Below are 17,080 nucleotides of genomic sequence, written 5' to 3' on the forward strand. Positions count from 1 at the left end.
CTTGAAAATATATCTATTAAAACGTGTGCTAGTTATCATTCCAATTATCCTTGGCATTTCGTTTTTAGCATTTGTACTGATCAACTTACGAACTAGCGATCCGGCAGAAATTGCAATGCGAGTAAACCAAGTTACACCGACAGAAGACATGATAGAGGCAATGAGAATTGAACTGGGTCTTGATAAACCCTATTTAGTCCGGTATTTTTCATGGCTCGGAAATAACCTTCAAGGGGACTTTGGTAACAGTTATGTAACGCATGAGCCTGTTGCTGATCAACTGGCAACTGCACTGCCGGCAACTCTCCAGCTCGCGTTCATTGCGTTAGTTATTATTCTTTCCTTCAGTATTATAATCGGCATGCTGTGCGCCATTTACGAAGGAAGCATCGGTGATAAAGTGATGCGCGCATTGATTTTCATCTCCACAGCCATGCCAAGTTTTTGGATAGGAATTCTTCTTATCTGGCTCTTTTCTGTCAAGCTGAATTGGTTCGACACTAGCGGTATGGAAAGGCCAAGTTCTGTTATTCTCCCTGCTGTCACGCTGTCTTTAGGATTTATTTCAACTTATGTCCGCCTTATTCGAAACAATATGATTAAAAACAAAAGTGAAAACTTTGTACTTTATGCTAGGGTTCGTGGCTTAAAGGAAAGCACAATCACCAGAAAAGTCTTTAAAAACTCTCTTCAAATTTCCATGACCGCCATAGGAATGTCGATTCCTAAGCTGATTGCTGGAACGGTTATTGTCGAAAATGTTTTTGCTTGGCCAGGTATTGGACGATTATGCGTTACTGCAATCTTTAATTCGGATTTCCCAATTATCCAAGCTTACATATTAATTATGGGCGTGCTGTTCGTTATATGTAATCTTCTAGTTGATATTCTTAATACAATGCTTGATCCACGCATGAGAAAGGAATTATAGTATGAATGTTTGGAGACGTTTAAAGACTGATAAATTGGCCATTCTTTGCTTATCATTGTTACTTTTGGTTATTACTGCCGGTATTTTCGCTCCCATTCTTGCACCTCATAATCCGTTAGAAATGAATATCCTTCAGAAATATGCAGGAGTCAGCCAAACCTACCCATTAGGAACAGACCAATTAGGACGATGCATTTTATCCAGACTTTTATTTGGAATTCGTACAACCGTCTTTTTCGCTTTGGTTACAATGTGCATTACGATTACGATTGGAACATTGCTTGGAATTATTTCAGGGTTCTTCCGTGGGAAAGTAGACGAAATTATTATGAGATTTTGTGATATTATGCTGTCTTTTCCATCAGAAGTCATGATTTTAGCGATTGTAGGGGTCCTTGGACCAGGCTTGTTAAATGTGGTAATTGCCAACATCCTTGCCAAATGGGCTTGGTATACACGTATGATCCGATCCGTGGTTATTCAATATATAGACAAAGATTATATACGCTTCGCTAAGGTATCCGGTTGTAGTACAGGACATATTATGAGAAAACATTTACTTCCTGGTGTATCAGGCGAAGTAGCGGTATTTGCAACCCTTGATACGGGATGGGTTGTTTTAAATATCTCTGCACTCTCCTTCCTAGGTTTAGGAGTACAGGCTCCGACACCAGAATGGGGCATGATGTTAAATGAAGCGAGAAACGTAATGATTACCCATCCAGCACATATGCTTGCTCCAGGACTTGCAATTGTAATTGTCGTTGCTGCGTTCAACTTCCTTGGCGACAGCTTACATTCAGCCATAAATCCTAAACACTTTCAGATGAAAAAGAAAAGGAGTCGCTTGAATGTCTTTACTAGAAGTAAAAAAGCTATCCGTTATTGACACGAGAAGTGGGCAGCAGATTGTACAAGATTTAAATTTCACTCTTAAAGAGAACAGCTGCCTCGGTATTGTAGGTGAAAGCGGAAGTGGAAAATCAATAACCGCAAGAGCAATCCTCGGTTTAACTTCCCCATGGCTGGATGTTACGGGTGAAGCCATTTTTAATGGAATGAACTTAATCGGACAATCAAACGGGGTGATGAGAAAAATCCGGGGACAACAAGTCTGTATGATTCTTCAAGATGCAATGACAGCTTTTAATCCACTCAATACTATCGGCGGACAAATGAGTGAGACATTTCGCGAAAACTTAGGGGTTAAAAAGAAGCTCGCTATAGACATGGCAAAAGTTGCGTTGCATCGTGTACATATCCATCATCCCGAGCAAGTTTTGAAGATGTATCCACATCAACTGTCGGGAGGGATGCTACAGAGAGTAATGATTTCTATTGTGATTATGATGGAGCCGGATATCATAATAGCCGATGAGCCCACAACAGCAATCGACTCCATAAATCAACGTGATATTGTAGAGCAATTCAAGTTGCTACGCGAACTCACAGGCACTTCGATTATCTTCATTTCCCACGATTTAGGGGTTGTTCAATATTTGTCAGATGAATTGCTGGTCATGCAAAATGGAAAATGTCTAGAATACGGAAAGACTAACGAAGTCTTTTCCTCCCCGAAGCATGGTTTCACGAAGTATTTAATCAATACCCGATTGAGCCTAACAGAGCCGTTTCAACAATCTATGACGTCGGGAGTATTATCATGTTTGTAAACGTTGAGAACGTATCAAAAAGCTATAATAAAGACGGCGGTCTTTTTATAAAGTCTAAAATCGAGGTTTTGAGCGATATTAGCCTTCAGATTAAAAAAGGCGAATGTCTAGGGTTAATTGGTGAAAGTGGAAGCGGTAAGAGTACGCTGAGCAAAATCATTCTTGGTCTAGAGAAACCAGGTCGCGGCAGAGTAATGATTGAGGGAGAACCTTTTTCTAGATGGATTAAGAAGAATAAAGGGAAAATGAGTGTAGTGTTTCAAGATTACACCTCTTCTGTAAATCCACAATTTACAACCCGAAGTATAATTGCAGAACCACTGATTGCTCTAGGAGATAATAAAAATCTCGATGAACGGATCGCTGAGCTCCTATCTAGAGTCGGGCTCCCACATACAATGATCCATAAATATCCGCATGAGTTAAGCGGAGGACAACTTCAGCGTGTTTGTATTGCACGCGCCATTGCAACTAAGCCTAAATTTATTGTGCTTGATGAGGCCATCAGTTCCCTGGATGTTTCGAGTCAGGCGGAAATTCTTCAGCTACTACGCGATATTAAGGATGACATGAATATGACTTACCTCTTTATAACTCATGATCTTCAGGTCGTCGCGAATATTTGCGATAGAATTCTTTTTCTATATCAAGGAGAAATTGTTGAGGAATTAGAAAGCTCCAATCTACTACTTGCAAAAAATGATTATGCGAAGAGGTTACTAAATTCAGTAATGCTCTTTAATGTTCCGTGATTGCATTACTTAAAAAGCCTGGGGTAATAGAATAACGACAGCGTAACGAGGATGGGTGATACACCATCCTCTTTTTTATGTTCATTGCAAAGAAATAGCGTGTTTCGATGCATAATCGCAGGGTTCAAAGGGTATAGTTTAACTATATAGCCTTTTCTAAGAGGGTCATTCTATAAGTGGTTTTGATAAGGGGGTTGAAACGAGATGGACTTATTCTTAGTCGTAATAGACGTACTCGTCGTTATGTCCTATATCTTACTTATTGCTTTAATTTCCCCGACTATGATGCGATTTATCAAGAAACGAAACTACGACATATTTTTTCAATTGTTACCTGTTGTATCAATAGTTTTTGCGAGTAGCGTTGTCATTTGCATTGGTTATGGTGGTTTTAAAGAAACTCTTTTTTTCCAGTTAACAAGTATCATCTCTTTTTTATTTTTGTTATCTCTGCTGTTCTTGACGTTGATAATGAAAAAACTATGGAAAGAGAACTATGAAAGATTAATAACTTGGTTAGTCTCTATTCGTATAAAAGAGATACGTTTTCTGAAAGCCAAGTAAGGCAAAGGAGCAAGTAGTCTATTATCGCTTTCGAATTGTAATTAGATAAAATAAGTATACGTTTGTCTACAATCTTAGATACGACTATTAATTAGTCGTATCTTTTTTTATATTTTTGTCTCTTACTATATTCATTCTCAAATGTATGATTCACAAAATCTTTTCTGCAAAAAGTATTGCTTAAACCCTTTTGGATGATCTTCAATTACACCGAAAACTTCATAGCCATTTTTCTGATAAAATTCAGGAGCTTGAAAGCTGAATGTATCTAAGTGAATAAGCCTACATCCTTTAGCTTTTGCGAGACTTTCAATCTTTTCCAATAAAATACTCCCATAACCTTCTTCCCTAACACTTTCATCGACCCATAAAAAGTCAATATGCATATGACGCCAAAATATATCTCCTGTAATTCCACCCATTACTTCTCCTTTGTCATCCTTTATAACGAAGCTAATACTTTCCCTTGAGGTTTTAAGTTCGTTCGGGAGCTGTTCCATATTATGTTCTATGACCTTACTTCTTATATAGTCGCTATCGTCTTGATTCCATTGTTCAATTATCTTCATACTATTCCCTCCTAGTTCCATTCCTTTTATTCGAAAAACAAACACCGAAACTCAACCGTTCACTTATAAGATAAATAATCTACTAATAACTCCCGTGCTTTTTCATGATTCATATACTCAGCGTAAAACGTTGGATAATTTATCATGCTTTCTTGTAAAAAATAATATTGATGAAAAATATCATAAAAAGTCAATTGAAGCCAATCTATTTGACCTTGAGGAATTGCTTCCGATTTTCCTCTTTCAATGTACCCAAGACTTCCGGCAATATTCGCCCAGTAGGCGCTCAAATCAGCTGTTAAGATATCATTTGGGTTTATTTCTTTTATAAAATCCTCCTGTATTTTATAAATATCACTATAAGGAAAGGGGATATGTAGGCTATCTTTTATAACTTGCAGTTCTTTATAAATAAGTTCTTTTTCTATTTTCAACACCGCCACTTTAATTTTTTTCTTAAACTTCTGCTAACCTTTACTTACTGCATGCAAATACTAAAAATAATGGGATTCTCATTCTTCTTCTATACTCTTCCTCACTTTTGAAGTTTTCAAGACGCGGGCGACATTCATTTATTTCCTCTAGTTTAAATCCTGCACGTTTCAATTCCTTAAAATATTCTTCTATATGTACGATGATATTTAACGACTTCTTTTTCAATCCAAGGCCCTACACCTTTTCCAGTATGGAAATAATCATCTACCTTCCAATCTGTAGGTGCCGATTTTGTTGCACTTTGTACTGAAGAAGTTTAAAACTGGATGTTGAACACTAAAAACAAATTGCCCATCTACTTTTTCTAGATAATGCAGTGCTAGTCGAGAAACAACCAGGTCATATTGTTCTTGTGGAAAATCCCAGGTTTCCATTGACGAGTGTTGAATTTTACTAGCAGTATAATCTAAGACGCTTACTGCCTTTTGGACCATGTTGAGTGAACCTTCCACACCTTCATAAAAAGAACAGCCCTGTTTCATTAGCTCTAATCCAAACTCTGCGTCGCCACAGCCTAAATCCGACACTTTTTTCAACTAACATCTCCAATTAGCTCCATTAACACCGGCTTTTCGATAATATTATTTGGACTTTCTGCTCTATGTCTTCTTGTTAAATAATTTCCAAAGAATTCATCATCGTCATAAACTGCAGCGTCTTTATATTCCAAATGAATTCCCTTATCTGTGAAATGAAAATTGCTAATCAGCTTCCCCATTTATTATTTTAATCAATTATATATCCTACTTTTTGCAAGATTTTTAAAGTTGTATAGTTCAAACTTGGTAATGAATTTAAAGGAAAATACGATAGCTCTATACTCTCCTCGTCTTTTGTTAGTGTTCCAGTAACTTCTGTTGCTTTGTAAACAGCAGTTGCATTATATATCTCGTCACCATGTGGAAATTTAAAATATAATTCTTTGCCAGAAACCACTCCCAAAAGTTCTAGTTGATTTGCTACAAGACCAGTTTCTTCAAATAACTCCCTTTTAGCGGTCTCTTCAAATGTATCCCCCATCTCCATCCCACCACCAGGAATACCCCAATCTTTTGTATCTGAACGTAATTGTAGTAATAATTCATTTTCCATATTCATTATGATTATTGCTGATCCCGGGGCAATAATAGGTTTTGTTCCTATGAATCCCCTTAAATACTTTATGTAATTCATGACATTCTCCCTTTCCCATAAATTTCGGATCTATATATGTGAAATAAAGAACCCCATCCAATTCGCTAGGGCGCCTTCACACTGTTTAAATAGAATTTCATTTGTTCAACATATCTAAGTCAATTTCATGTTTATTTATATTTAATTAGAATGATCAATCTTCAAAAAAATCACCCCACATCATATACTTATTTCATTCAACCATATAATCAAACCCTGCAACATATCTGAAGTAAACTGGTGATCGACGCCCTTGTATATTAATAGCTCTACATCTTTTCTTCCTTCATTTTCAGTAAGGTAGTTAAAGTAATCTTTTTGACCATCTAAAGAAACAGTTTTATCTGAGTCACCATGTATAAGAAGCACAGGTGAATCACAATTCTTCTGTCCAATGGGATCAAACTTTTCAAGGATCATTTCCAGTTCCAGTGGTATATCTGGTCGATTATCCATCTCCCTGAAGATCTTTTCTGACAATAAAAATGACCCTGATCCGTTAATATTTGCTAAACCGCCTACGTTTTCTTGTGAGGCAAAAATACCATTAGCTATAAAACCACCCATAGAACTGCCCGCAAGTACTGTCTTTTGCTTAGAAATTTTTAATTCATTAAAAAAGTCATTAAACTCAGCAATACTTTCGATAATTGTTTTCCAAAAATAGTTTTGAAGAGTATCTTTCTCAAAATGTTTTTTCAATGGATTTCTAGTATCATGGTAAAGGATTTCTGGCATTATTACGGTATGTCCTTCTTTGGTAATCTCTTCAGCAAGACTTTGAAAACTGTCAACATCAGTCCCCCAGCCATGGTAAAAGATTACCGTTAATGCACTTTTATTAATGGCAATTGGTTCAAATATATTGTATTTAAAGTGTTTAATTTTTATCTTTTCCACTGGAATATCCTCCCCCGATTCCCACCCTACTAACTATTAGAAAGTAAACTATATAATGGTATCGACTTATCTTCTTAAGATAGAGTTAGTATCCTATCATTTTTGAATTAACACCAAATAATAGTATTTTGCATCATTTAATGAATGATTCAATTCGAGAGTTGTTTGAAAATCGACGTAGAATGCAATTCCCCCAAGAGCACCAATAATCAGTAGGAGTAGAGCTTCCTTAAGCATTTCTTTTTTCTTTTTCTGTGCAATGACTACTGTTATTACTATAAGTAGCAAGTAACACACGGAGAGTATCAGCCTTAACTTTTGCGCACTGATGTCTCCAACTACAATCATGAACCTATGTAAGTCCGCCTGATTTTGTTCACTTTCTTTAATCACAGATACATTGCCTTTGTAACCAATCTCCCACGTGAATGTTTCGTGTTCCATTATTACCGTATATTGATAGCTACCCGCCTCATCCTCTCTGATGATTTGAGAACTTGCAATAGCTTTATGTTGCGAATTTAGGATTAGGAAGAGCCCTGTAAACACCAGCATCATAAGTAATAATTTACTTTTCAACTGCGTCGCCTCCTTCGATAATAATAAGTACTTTTTCATTCAAAAGTCGGCAAAAATGTTTCGCTTAATTCTCTCCGAACACGCGTAATATGCTCTTCCATTAGTTTCTTCGCTTCCTGAGCATTGCCCGATGCGATTGCTATATAAATCTCCTTATGTTCCTCGAATGTATCCTCGTAGCGATCTTCATCTAAAAAACGGTGTTTCCGTGTCGCACGAATTGTATCCTCCATTCGTTCAGTCAGCGTTTGGACCAAATTAATAAGTAGTTTATTATGCGTAGCATAGACAATTTGCAAATGAAAATGCAGATCAGCCTGTACCCCCGCTTCTGCATCTTGCCACGATACAGCCATTTGTTCTAGTGACTGACGAATCTTTTCCAAGTCTGCAGAAGTTGCTCGTTGTGCGGCAAGAGATACCGATTCAACTTCCAACGCACGGCGCAGCTCCAACATTTCATAGACCAAATTGTTTTCGGCTTGAATAATTGTAGTTGAAAGTGCATCACTTACTAACTGAACTTCAGACGTTTTGATGAAACTCCCCCCGCCTTGTCTGATTTCAATAGCACCGCTAATCTCTAATGCCTGAAGTGCCTCTCTCACAGACGTCCTACTCACACCAAACCGACTTGCCAATTCTCTTTCGGGCGGCAATTTATCACCCGATTTTAGTTTTCCATTTAAAAAGAACTTTTCTATCTTTTCAACAATAACTTCGTAGGTCTTTTTCTTCTGCAGATTCAACGATTTCCCCCCTTACATCGAACCTCTTTCGTGACTTTAACGATATCAATTAAATTTGGAATAATCAATATCCCGAAATAATCGTTGCACTGTTCAGATTATTAGGTATAATGAAAAGTGGTTGGACCAAAATTTAAAATTTCGAATTACATAAAATATTGGTATGACAAATTAGTTGATTAAGGAGAGAAAATATAATGAAAATTTCTACAGTAAATATAGTTGAAGCGTTAACAAAAATACTTAAGAACGAGCAGGTAACCATCAATGAAACCGTAAGAGAGCTTCATGGCAGGGATGAATCGTATCACGCGGCAAGACTTCCGGACATTGTTGTTTTTCCAGAATCAACTGAAGACGTAAGTAAAGTAATGATAGTATCAAAAGAATACCAAGTTCCGGTCATTCCATTCGGTCTCGGTTCAAGCCTGGAAGGACATGTAATCCCTTCAAAAGGAGGAATCACAATTGACTTCTCGCTGATGAACAAGATTATTGAAGTTCGAGAGAATGACTTTCTCGTTAAAGTACAGCCTGGTGTAACCCGTACACAGTTAAATAAAGAACTGAAAAAGCACGGGCTATTTTTCACTGTCGATCCGGGAGCGGATGCAACACTAGGTGGAATGGCGGCTACAAATGCAAGTGGAACAACGACCGTCAAATACGGTGTCATGCGTGATCAAGTCCGTGATTTAGAAGTTGTGATGGCCGATGGAACCATCATTCATACTGGGAATATGGCCGCGAAGTCTGCATCTGGCCTTCATCTGAACGGTCTGTTCGTAGGATCTGAGGGCACGCTTGGTTGCTTTACGGAATTAACACTACGCGTATACGGAATTCCAGAACACGTCACAGCTGCACGGGCTTCCTTTGCTACTGTCAATGACGCGGTCGAAGCTGTTGTGTCCATTCTACAGGCTGGTATTCCGATCGCACGGGTTGAATTAGTCGATGAACCATCTATAAAACAGGCGAATCTTTACAGTGAAACCAACTACAAAGAAAAACCAACACTATTCTTAGAATTTCATGGGAATGAAGCAGGATTAAAACAAGACGTTGACTTCACAAAAGAAATTGTTAAAGACCATCATTGTGAAGACATCGAGTTCGAAACGGACAACGCGGGACGCAACAGACTATGGGAGGCGCGGCATAATTTAGCCTATGCCTTCATCCACGGTTATCCAGGGAAAAAGATGATGGTTACGGATGTTTGTCTCCCGATTTCAGAGTTAGCAGGTGCCGTTGAACATGCACGTGAAACGGTCGAGTCACTTGATTTGACTGGCGGAATTGTCGGCCACGTAGGCGATGGTAATTTCCATGTACTACTAATGATGGACATGAACAATGCCGAAGAACTTGCGAAAGCCGATGAGTTGAATGAACGAATCGTCATGTATGCGCTTGAGCGTGGTGGCACATGTACTGGAGAACACGGGGTTGGGATTGGTAAACAGAAATATCAGGAACGGGAGCACGGTGCTGCACTCCTCGTTATGGAAAAAATAAAAAAAGCACTTGATCCAGACAATTTATTGAATCCAAATAAAAACGTGAAGATGGACTAGGGAGGATATCTACTATGAAAATACTTGAAACGCTTAGCACAATTGCAGGGAAATATTTTGCCTTTTGGGTTATCGCAATTGCCGTAATTGCATTTATGATCCCAACGCCCTTTTTAGGGTTGGGCGGCTATATTACGATTTTACTAGGTGTTGTCATGTTCGGAATGGGACTGACGTTAAAGCCCGTTGATTTCAAAATCGTCCTAACAAAACCGCTACCTGTAATTGTCGGTGTCGGTGCCCAGTTCATCATCATGCCCCTAGTTGCATTCGCATTAGCTCACTTGCTCAAGTTGCCCCCTGAATTGGCGGCGGGCTTAGTGCTTCTCGGGTGTGTTCCAGGCGGTACGGCCTCCAATGTTATGGTCTATCTTGCGAAAGGAAATCTTGCGTTGTCAGTTGCAATGACTTCCCTTTCCACTTTATTGGCTCCAGTCGTCACACCACTTTTGTTGCTTTTACTTGCGGGACAATGGCTACCCGTTGATCCAGTTTCGATGTTCAAGTCAATCGTCCAAGTGATTATCATCCCAATTATATTAGGGTTTGCCGTCCAAAAGCTTTTCCCGAAAGCTGTCGAAAAAAGCATTTCGATTGTACCACTCATTTCAGTAACGGCGATTTTAATCATCGTATCAGCCGTCACTGCCGCCAATACGGATAATGTTGCAAGTTCAGGACTCGTTGTTTTCATCGCCGTTTTCCTTCATAACGGATTCGGTCTACTACTTGGCTATTTGACAGCGGTAATGCTCGGCCTGAACGAAAATGATCGACGAGCCATTTCAATTGAAGTTGGCATGCAAAACTCTGGATTAGGCGTGGCTTTGGCGACTGCTCACTTTAGCCCGCTTGCAGCACTGCCGAGCGTTTGGGGCGCGATCTGGCATAATATTTCGGGCCCAATCCTCGCCACGATCTGGTCAAAGAAACCGATTGTTGAAGAGAAAGATGAACCCGATGATGCACCGAAAGTTACGGTTTTAACTCCTTCCGAGAAATTGTAAGAATGAACATAGGACTTGTTTTGACTTAATATCTTTATTATAAATTTGTTATCACCGTCTCCATGGTTGTTATCACCGCTATAGGATAAGTTATCACCGCCTTGGAGCAGTTTATCATCGCTACGAACGGGGTTATCACCGCCATGGTTAAAAAACACCGCAAGAAGAGGGGGTTTCTCAAAAGTCGAGTTTTCGACCAACGAGAAACCCCCTTCTTTTCTGTATAATGTTAATATATACAAAACAAAGAGTGGGAGTCGATTGTCTATGTTAAAAGAACGTGTGTATTATGCAGATCCATATTGTAAATTGTTTACGGCTCAGATTATTAAAGCGGCACAAGATGCAGAAGGAAATCACTATGTCGTGTTGGACAATACAGCGTTTTATCCGACAGGCGGCGGCCAACCGCATGACACAGGGACATTGAATGGGATTCAAGTACTCAATGTAGAAGAAGTAGAAGATGAAATTCGCCATACATTGGCTGAAAGTCTTGGTTCTGCAACAGAAGTAGAGGGCGCTATCGACTGGAAGCGACGCTTTGATCATATGCAACAACATGCAGGACAGCATATTTTATCAGCAGCGTTTGTTGAATTGTTCGGTTATCCGACGGTAAGTTTCCATTTAGGTAAAGAAATTGTGTCGATTGATTTGAATATGGAGGATGTATCTCCAGAGCAATTGGACACGGTGGAAAAATTAGCGAATGACATTATTTTAGAAAATAGACTGATTGAAATAAAATGGATAACTGAAGATGAGCTTCATCACTACCCCCTTCGTAAGCAACTGGCAGTGACAGACGAAATTCGACTTGTCATTATCCCTGATTTTGACTATAACGGCTGTGGTGGTACACATCCTAGTACAACTGGACAAGTAAGTGTACTGAAGATTTTATCGACTGAGAAGCATCGAGGCAAAGTGCGCGTACATTTCGTATGCGGTGGACGTGTGTTACAGCAATTGCAACGAAAAAATCAGGTGTTAGCGGAAACGTCCAGATTATTAAGTGCACCGGACGATGGTGTTGCGGTTGCAGTACAAAAGTTATTAGAAACGAATCATTCACTTGAGAAATCGTTATCGGATACGCAAGAAGCACTGTTAGCATTTGAAGCGCAAGCATTATTGAAACAACAGGAAAATGGAGTTGTGAAAGCACTCTTTACAGATAGAACTGTCCAGCAACTACAGAAACTTGCCCGGCTTCTTGTGACTGAATCAGATGAAGTAATTGTACTTCTCGTTGCTGAAAGTGATAATCGATTACAGTTTGTCGCGGCTCGAGGAGCTTCTGTAGAAACAAGCATGAAACAAGTCGCATCTGCTACACTTCCCCTGATTAACGGAAAAGGCGGCGGGAATGATGCGTTTGTCCAAGGTGGCGGTGAACGATTGGTATCCGCAGAGGAGTTACTGACTGTGATGGAAGACTCATGTGACGAAAACTAAGGTATATGAAACTTTGGTTAAATTGAAACGTAAATAGAGAAAGGGGTGATTATTTTGAAAAAGTATCTGATCTTTATCATTAGTTTTGCAGCGTTGTATACGCTATTCCAACTTTCATCAGGAGCAATTCTTACCGCTCTCTATAAGCCGGATATATTTTTAATGCAATCTACATCGAATCAAGAAGCCATATATGGAGGGAGTTCTACTATTCCCTTATTATTCATCCTCCTATCATCAACAATTGCCTACTTCCTTTCGCAGAAACTAGGTAGAACTTCAAAAGCATCTGATGAACTTGCGAATCCTTGAGTTGGTACCAACCTACAATGAACCATTCTTGATTCTTTTTAGTACAAGCACTAAACTATGAAAGCATCGCTATTAATAAACAATTCCATAGAAATAACAGGAGGTACTATTAATGCATAAAACAGAAGAAATTTTAGAAGCTAAAAATTACATTCTTAGTAAAACAAAAGAAGTTCCCGAAATCGGAATTATCCTAGGTTCTGGATTGGGCGGCCTTGCCGATGAGATAGAAAACGGAGTTGTCATTCCATACGAGGATATTCCTTTTTTCTCGAAATCAGCTGCAGTTGGTCACGCAAATGAATTAGTTATCGGGCGTTTAGAAGGTAAAACAGTCGTGGCTATGAAAGGACGTTATCACTTCTACGAAGGGTATTCTTTAGACGAAGTTACCTTCCCTGTCAGAGTGATGAAAGCATTAGGTATAGAAAAACTAATTATCACGAATGCGTGTGGAGCGGTAAATACTGACTTTAATCCGGGCGAGTTAATGCTAATTACAGATCATCTTAATTTAGTTGGCATAAATCCATTGATTGGTAAAAACAACGATGATTTAGGAACGCGCTTCCCAGACGTTTCTGAGGTTTATAATCGCGAAATGAGAGAAATAGCGTTAAAAGTAGCGCGTGAGAATAACATTACATTAAGAGAAGGCGTCTATGGTTGGTGGAGTGGCCCTATTTACGAAACACCTGCTGAAATCCGTATGATTCGCATTTTAGGTGGAGATGCAATTGGCATGTCAACAGTGCCTGAAGCAGTTGTTGCGATTCATTCAGGGCTGAAGGTATTAGGAATATCTTGCTTAACGAATATGGCGTGTGGGATTCTAGATGAACCATTAAGTCATGAGGATGTCATAAAAGTTGCTGCTCAATCTCGAAGTGCATTTGTACATTTAATTAAAAACGTCTTGCAAGAGATTTAAAGAAATTAATAAATACGAAAAGCCTTCTGAGAAACACTCCCAGAGGGCTTTTCACATGCTTATTAATAGACTTCAAAGTTCTGACCAGTTTGTAGGCCAAAGACACTTTTTTCAAAAGCAAGAACTACACGCCTTACAGGTACTGCATCAAACCCTTGGAAGAGGGTGCCGAATTTGTGTATCGACTCTTGTAACACATTTGGACTTACGCTATTAATGCGAATTCCTCTTGGCATTTCAATAGCCGCAGCTTTAACGAATGCCCTGACGCCTCCGTTTGCCAGAGCCGCTGATGCTCCTTTCGCGATTGGGTCATCCATCATAACCCCCGTCGTTAACGTGTAACTCCCACCATCGTTCATATTATCAAAACCTAAAAGCACTAGATTGACTTGCCCTTTCAGTTTGCTATCAATCCCGACGTCATTCAACTCGGGTGTCATATCCGTAACTGCGTCGAAATGAGCACGACCTGCTGCATTAATCACCGCGTCAACTTTGCCAACCTGTTCATACATCTTTTTAATGCTCTCTACTGACGTAATATCAACAGATACATCGGCACCATTTCGTCCCGCACGAATGACCTCATGATTTTTCTCCAGTTCTTTAGTAACCGCATTACCAATCGTTCCACTTGCACCTACGACAAGTATTTTAATATGTAGCCCCCCTTTTTAAAGTATCTAGCTTCAATTAGTTATTGTTCCATCATACTTATCAAATGCTCTACTTATGAAAAATACCCCAAATGAATTTTCTTTGTTCTTAAAAGTGCCTCACCCAAAATACTTCACACCAATCTGTATTATTAGGAGTACGGTTACGATACGTAGTAGTGGTTTAACATGCTCTGTTTTCAATTTACGTGCGAGACGAACACCAAGTTGTGCACCACTTATCGAACCAAGCATTAATGCAATTGTGAGTGGCCATATTATTTTCCCCGTCGAAATATAACTGATTGAGGCGCCGAAACAGCTTGAAAAAATCATGATACGAGACAAGCCGACTGCCCTCAAGTAAGAAACTTTCAATCGCGCATATAAATATAATGCTAACGTTCCGCTACCCGGACCAAAAACGCCGTCGTAAATTCCAATTCCATACAATGAAATGGTGCTTTTTTTAGTTGCTCGAAAGGATTCATTGCCGTCAAAATCCGCTTTTCCAAGAAATGATGAGATGAATGCGAACGTTAATAGTATAATCGCGATAACAATCATCCATTCTTCTTTCAAAAAGGAAGCGATAACTCCGCCTGTAATTCCTCCAGCAAGACTGATTGGAACAACCGTAAATGCTTCTTTGACCGTTACTTCTTTATTTTTATAAATCACAAGAAAACTTGAAAATGAGCTCACTGTGTTTGATACTTTATTGGCCCCAATTGCTGAGTGAACTGGCAATCCCATCAGCAGCATGGCCGGCAAACTGATAAGTCCTCCACCTCCTGCTAATGTACCAAGTGTTGTTGCAGCAAATCCGATGAAATAAAGCAAGATGTATTCCATATAGCATCCTTCTTTCAGTGAAAACCTCTATATGACTAGCATATTCAACCTTAGTCCATAAGTAAATTCAATTGTATGAATGAAAGCACATTCAAAAAACGAATGAGCTAATCTTTAAATAGTACTCAAAATACACGCTGGGGCTGTTGCTCCGTAACAACAATGAATGTACATGGAATGAAAAATGCTCCTTCCGATTTATTCGGGGGAGCATTTTTCATTCTAGTTATTTAATCAATAAGCGCGACTGAACCAGACAGTATATTTTGCTGCTGTTCCACAATTGATGCATGTTGACTTCGTAGCGGGTGGATTGAATGGAATATTACGCGTCGTAAATTTTGTTTTTTCTTTCACTTGTTTTTCACAGGCATCATCTCCACACCAACCCGCAAGGATCCAACCTGGGATTTCTCCATTTTCTGTCGAATCCGTAATATGTTGCGTTAATTGCTCGAGTGAATCGACATGCGTATGGGAATTCTTTTCACGGAAAGCACGTGCTTTGTCCAATAAGCGAGTTTGCATTGTGTTAAGTGCACCTTCAATGCAGTCAGCTATAGTTGGAAGATCAACAGCTATTTTTTCTTCTTCATCGCGCGCTTTTATTATCGCTTGGTTATTTTCCAAGTCACGTGGCCCTAATTCAACTCGAACCGGCACACCTTTCAGTTCCCACTCATTGAATTTATAACCCGGTGATTGATCAGAATCATCCAAACGTACGCGAATCCCTTTGGCTTTTAATGCCGCATAAATCGTATCAAGCCTTTCCATAATTTCAGGATTTTTCTTCCATGGCCCTACTGGAATTAATACAACCTGCGTCGGTGCGACACGTGGCGGCAATACAAGCCCTTGTTCATCGCCATGCACCATAATAACAGAACCTATCAATCGGGTAGAAGTCCCCCAAGATGTTGTATGGACAAATTCATGCTTATTTTCTTTATTTAAATACTTAATATCAAATGCTTGCGCGAATTTTGTTCCTAAATAATGTGAAGTTCCTGCTTGAACTGCTTTTCCATCCTTCATCATTGCTTCAATGGAATACGTATCCACGGCTCCTGCAAAACGCTCGGAAGGTGTCTTTTGACCATCATATACTGGAATCGCCAGCAACTCTTCGACAACTTCTTTATAAATGTTGAGCATTTGCATCGTTTCAGCACGTGCTTCTTCTTCATCCACGTGAGCTGTATGCCCTTCTTGCCATAAAAACTCAGACGTCCGAATGAACGGCAATGTTTTCTTTTCCCAACGGAAGACGTTCGCCCATTGGTTAATTAACACAGGAAGATCTCGATAGCTTTTAATCCAATCCGAATAAAGATGCCCAACCATCGTTTCAGACGTTGGTCGAAGCGCTAAACGCTCTTCTAGCTTTTCACCTGCAGCTTCGGTAACCCAAGGGAGTTCTGGTGAGAACCCTTCGATATGATCCTTCTCTTTTTCAAAAAACGACTCTGGAATAAGCATTGGAAAATAGGCATTTCGATGCCCCGTTTCTTTAAAACGTCTATCCATCTCGGCTTGGATATGCTCCCAAATTTCATAGCCATCCGGTTTGAATGCAATGCACCCGCGAACTGGCGTGTAATCCATTAAATCCGCCTTTTGAATCGTGTCGATATACCAGCTTGTAAAATCATTTTTCTGTTGATTGGTCATTAATTTCCCCTCCTAAAATAATAAAGAAATCCTTCGGTTGCCTGAAGTCTAGACATCAAAAAAGCACAAAGTTGTCCTTATAATAAGGACGTCTTTGTGCTGAATGGACGTGGTACCACCTTAGTTTAGCCTAAATCAATTGCACCCCGGTGTAATTGCGTCCAGATTTCGAATTGCATGTGCGCAATTCAAAATCTGTGACATCCGCCGGGGGCT

At 39.4% G+C, this 17,080-nt stretch carries 18 protein-coding genes and 1 pseudogene; 9 read left to right on the forward strand and 10 right to left on the reverse strand.

Annotated elements, in window-relative coordinates; all coding sequences use genetic code 11:
• Position 1 precedes the first annotated feature (1 nt).
• The 4 genes from opp1B to MKX62_RS06750 are packed head-to-tail and all read left to right on the forward strand — an operon-like array spanning position 2 to position 3,356.
• The gene (gene opp1B / locus MKX62_RS06735) at positions 2-931 is read left to right on the forward strand and encodes a nickel/cobalt ABC transporter permease (RefSeq protein ID WP_067213656.1); all 930 of its coding nucleotides are present in this window, start codon (positions 2-4) and stop codon (positions 929-931) included.
• A gap of 1 nt (position 932) precedes the next feature.
• Positions 933-1,820, forward strand: coding sequence for a nickel/cobalt ABC transporter permease (gene opp1C / locus MKX62_RS06740; RefSeq protein WP_067213657.1), 888 nt, complete (start codon positions 933-935; stop codon positions 1,818-1,820).
• Complete coding sequence (locus MKX62_RS06745; protein WP_340741081.1) at positions 1,783-2,604, forward strand: ABC transporter ATP-binding protein; 822 nt, start codon at positions 1,783-1,785, stop codon at positions 2,602-2,604. The genes opp1C and MKX62_RS06745 overlap by 38 nt, the downstream gene beginning before the upstream one ends.
• Positions 2,595-3,356: an ABC transporter ATP-binding protein gene (locus tag MKX62_RS06750; RefSeq protein ID WP_340741082.1), complete on the forward strand. Its 762-nt coding sequence runs from the start codon at positions 2,595-2,597 to the stop codon at positions 3,354-3,356. Before MKX62_RS06745 ends, MKX62_RS06750 begins: the two co-directional genes overlap by 10 nt.
• 701 nt (positions 3,357-4,057) lie before the next feature.
• On the opposite strand, the gene MKX62_RS06755 is transcribed toward MKX62_RS06750, so the two are convergent.
• The 7 genes and pseudogenes from MKX62_RS06755 to MKX62_RS06785 form a co-directional block, all read right to left on the reverse strand.
• The gene (locus MKX62_RS06755) at positions 4,058-4,489 is read right to left on the reverse strand and encodes a GNAT family N-acetyltransferase (protein ID WP_340741083.1); all 432 of its coding nucleotides are present in this window, start codon (positions 4,487-4,489) and stop codon (positions 4,058-4,060) included.
• 59 nt (positions 4,490-4,548) lie between these two features.
• Positions 4,549-4,923 (reverse strand): YxiJ family protein, encoded by a 375-nt coding sequence (locus MKX62_RS06760; protein ID WP_187046191.1) that lies wholly within the window; start codon positions 4,921-4,923, stop codon positions 4,549-4,551.
• A 40-nt stretch (positions 4,924-4,963) separates the two neighbouring features.
• Positions 4,964-5,654: pseudogene (locus MKX62_RS06765) on the reverse strand (methyltransferase domain-containing protein).
• A 56-nt stretch (positions 5,655-5,710) separates the two neighbouring features.
• Positions 5,711-6,157 carry an NUDIX hydrolase gene (locus MKX62_RS06770; RefSeq protein ID WP_338654591.1) on the reverse strand — a complete coding sequence of 149 codons (447 nt, stop codon included), beginning with the start codon at positions 6,155-6,157 and terminating at the stop codon, positions 5,711-5,713.
• Positions 6,158-6,337: 180 nt separating this feature from the next.
• Positions 6,338-7,057 (reverse strand): alpha/beta hydrolase, encoded by a 720-nt coding sequence (locus tag MKX62_RS06775; RefSeq protein WP_067213664.1) that lies wholly within the window; start codon positions 7,055-7,057, stop codon positions 6,338-6,340.
• Positions 7,058-7,153: 96 nt separating this feature from the next.
• Positions 7,154-7,636, reverse strand: a complete 483-nt coding sequence (locus MKX62_RS06780; protein ID WP_340741084.1) for a hypothetical protein — start codon at positions 7,634-7,636, stop codon at positions 7,154-7,156.
• Between the two features lie 35 nt (positions 7,637-7,671).
• The gene (locus MKX62_RS06785; RefSeq protein WP_338654584.1) at positions 7,672-8,385 is read right to left on the reverse strand and encodes a FadR/GntR family transcriptional regulator; all 714 of its coding nucleotides are present in this window, start codon (positions 8,383-8,385) and stop codon (positions 7,672-7,674) included.
• 197 nt (positions 8,386-8,582) lie between these two features.
• On the opposite strand from MKX62_RS06785, the gene MKX62_RS06790 reads away from it, so the two are divergent.
• From MKX62_RS06790 to MKX62_RS06810, 5 genes are all read left to right on the forward strand, one after another.
• Positions 8,583-9,965 (forward strand): FAD-binding oxidoreductase, encoded by a 1,383-nt coding sequence (locus tag MKX62_RS06790; RefSeq protein ID WP_067213667.1) that lies wholly within the window; start codon positions 8,583-8,585, stop codon positions 9,963-9,965.
• Between the two features lie 14 nt (positions 9,966-9,979).
• The gene (locus MKX62_RS06795; protein ID WP_340741085.1) at positions 9,980-10,972 is read left to right on the forward strand and encodes a bile acid:sodium symporter family protein; all 993 of its coding nucleotides are present in this window, start codon (positions 9,980-9,982) and stop codon (positions 10,970-10,972) included.
• Positions 10,973-11,239: 267 nt separating this feature from the next.
• Positions 11,240-12,433: an alanyl-tRNA editing protein gene (locus MKX62_RS06800; RefSeq protein WP_340741086.1), complete on the forward strand. Its 1,194-nt coding sequence runs from the start codon at positions 11,240-11,242 to the stop codon at positions 12,431-12,433.
• 54 nt (positions 12,434-12,487) lie between these two features.
• The gene (locus MKX62_RS06805; protein WP_340741087.1) at positions 12,488-12,745 is read left to right on the forward strand and encodes a hypothetical protein; all 258 of its coding nucleotides are present in this window, start codon (positions 12,488-12,490) and stop codon (positions 12,743-12,745) included.
• 112 nt (positions 12,746-12,857) lie between these two features.
• Positions 12,858-13,676, forward strand: coding sequence for a purine-nucleoside phosphorylase (locus MKX62_RS06810; protein WP_340741088.1), 819 nt, complete (start codon positions 12,858-12,860; stop codon positions 13,674-13,676).
• A 62-nt stretch (positions 13,677-13,738) separates the two neighbouring features.
• Here the strand turns inward: MKX62_RS06810 and MKX62_RS06815 are convergent, their stop codons facing one another.
• The 3 genes from MKX62_RS06815 to proS all read right to left on the reverse strand — a co-directional run bounded on the left by MKX62_RS06815 (position 13,739) and on the right by proS (position 16,864).
• Positions 13,739-14,338 carry a short chain dehydrogenase gene (locus tag MKX62_RS06815; protein ID WP_340742557.1) on the reverse strand — a complete coding sequence of 200 codons (600 nt, stop codon included), beginning with the start codon at positions 14,336-14,338 and terminating at the stop codon, positions 13,739-13,741.
• 117 nt (positions 14,339-14,455) lie between these two features.
• Positions 14,456-15,190, reverse strand: coding sequence for a sulfite exporter TauE/SafE family protein (locus MKX62_RS06820; protein ID WP_340741089.1), 735 nt, complete (start codon positions 15,188-15,190; stop codon positions 14,456-14,458).
• A gap of 234 nt (positions 15,191-15,424) precedes the next feature.
• On the reverse strand, positions 15,425-16,864 hold the full coding sequence (gene proS, locus MKX62_RS06825; RefSeq protein ID WP_340741090.1) for a proline--tRNA ligase: 1,440 nt from the start codon (positions 16,862-16,864) through the stop codon (positions 15,425-15,427).
• Positions 16,865-17,080: the final 216 nt, after the last annotated feature.

This window comes from Sporosarcina sp. FSL K6-5500 (assembly GCF_038005665.1).
GTDB lineage: Bacteria > Bacillota > Bacilli > Bacillales_A > Planococcaceae > Sporosarcina > Sporosarcina psychrophila.

Coding starts and splice junctions, on each gene's coding strand:
- opp1C (WP_067213657.1), top strand. CDS start 933: ATGAATGTTTGGAGACGTTTAAAGACTGATAAATTGGCCATTCTTTGC.
- MKX62_RS06790 (WP_067213667.1), top strand. CDS start 8,583: ATGAAAATTTCTACAGTAAATATAGTTGAAGCGTTAACAAAAATACTT.
- MKX62_RS06810 (WP_340741088.1), top strand. CDS start 12,858: ATGCATAAAACAGAAGAAATTTTAGAAGCTAAAAATTACATTCTTAGT.
- MKX62_RS06770 (WP_338654591.1), bottom strand. CDS start 6,157: ATGAATTACATAAAGTATTTAAGGGGATTCATAGGAACAAAACCTATT.
- MKX62_RS06820 (WP_340741089.1), bottom strand. CDS start 15,190: ATGGAATACATCTTGCTTTATTTCATCGGATTTGCTGCAACAACACTT.
- MKX62_RS06795 (WP_340741085.1), top strand. CDS start 9,980: ATGAAAATACTTGAAACGCTTAGCACAATTGCAGGGAAATATTTTGCC.
- MKX62_RS06755 (WP_340741083.1), bottom strand. CDS start 4,489: ATGAAGATAATTGAACAATGGAATCAAGACGATAGCGACTATATAAGA.
- MKX62_RS06750 (WP_340741082.1), top strand. CDS start 2,595: ATGTTTGTAAACGTTGAGAACGTATCAAAAAGCTATAATAAAGACGGC.
- MKX62_RS06800 (WP_340741086.1), top strand. CDS start 11,240: ATGTTAAAAGAACGTGTGTATTATGCAGATCCATATTGTAAATTGTTT.
- MKX62_RS06745 (WP_340741081.1), top strand. CDS start 1,783: ATGTCTTTACTAGAAGTAAAAAAGCTATCCGTTATTGACACGAGAAGT.
- proS (WP_340741090.1), bottom strand. CDS start 16,864: ATGACCAATCAACAGAAAAATGATTTTACAAGCTGGTATATCGACACG.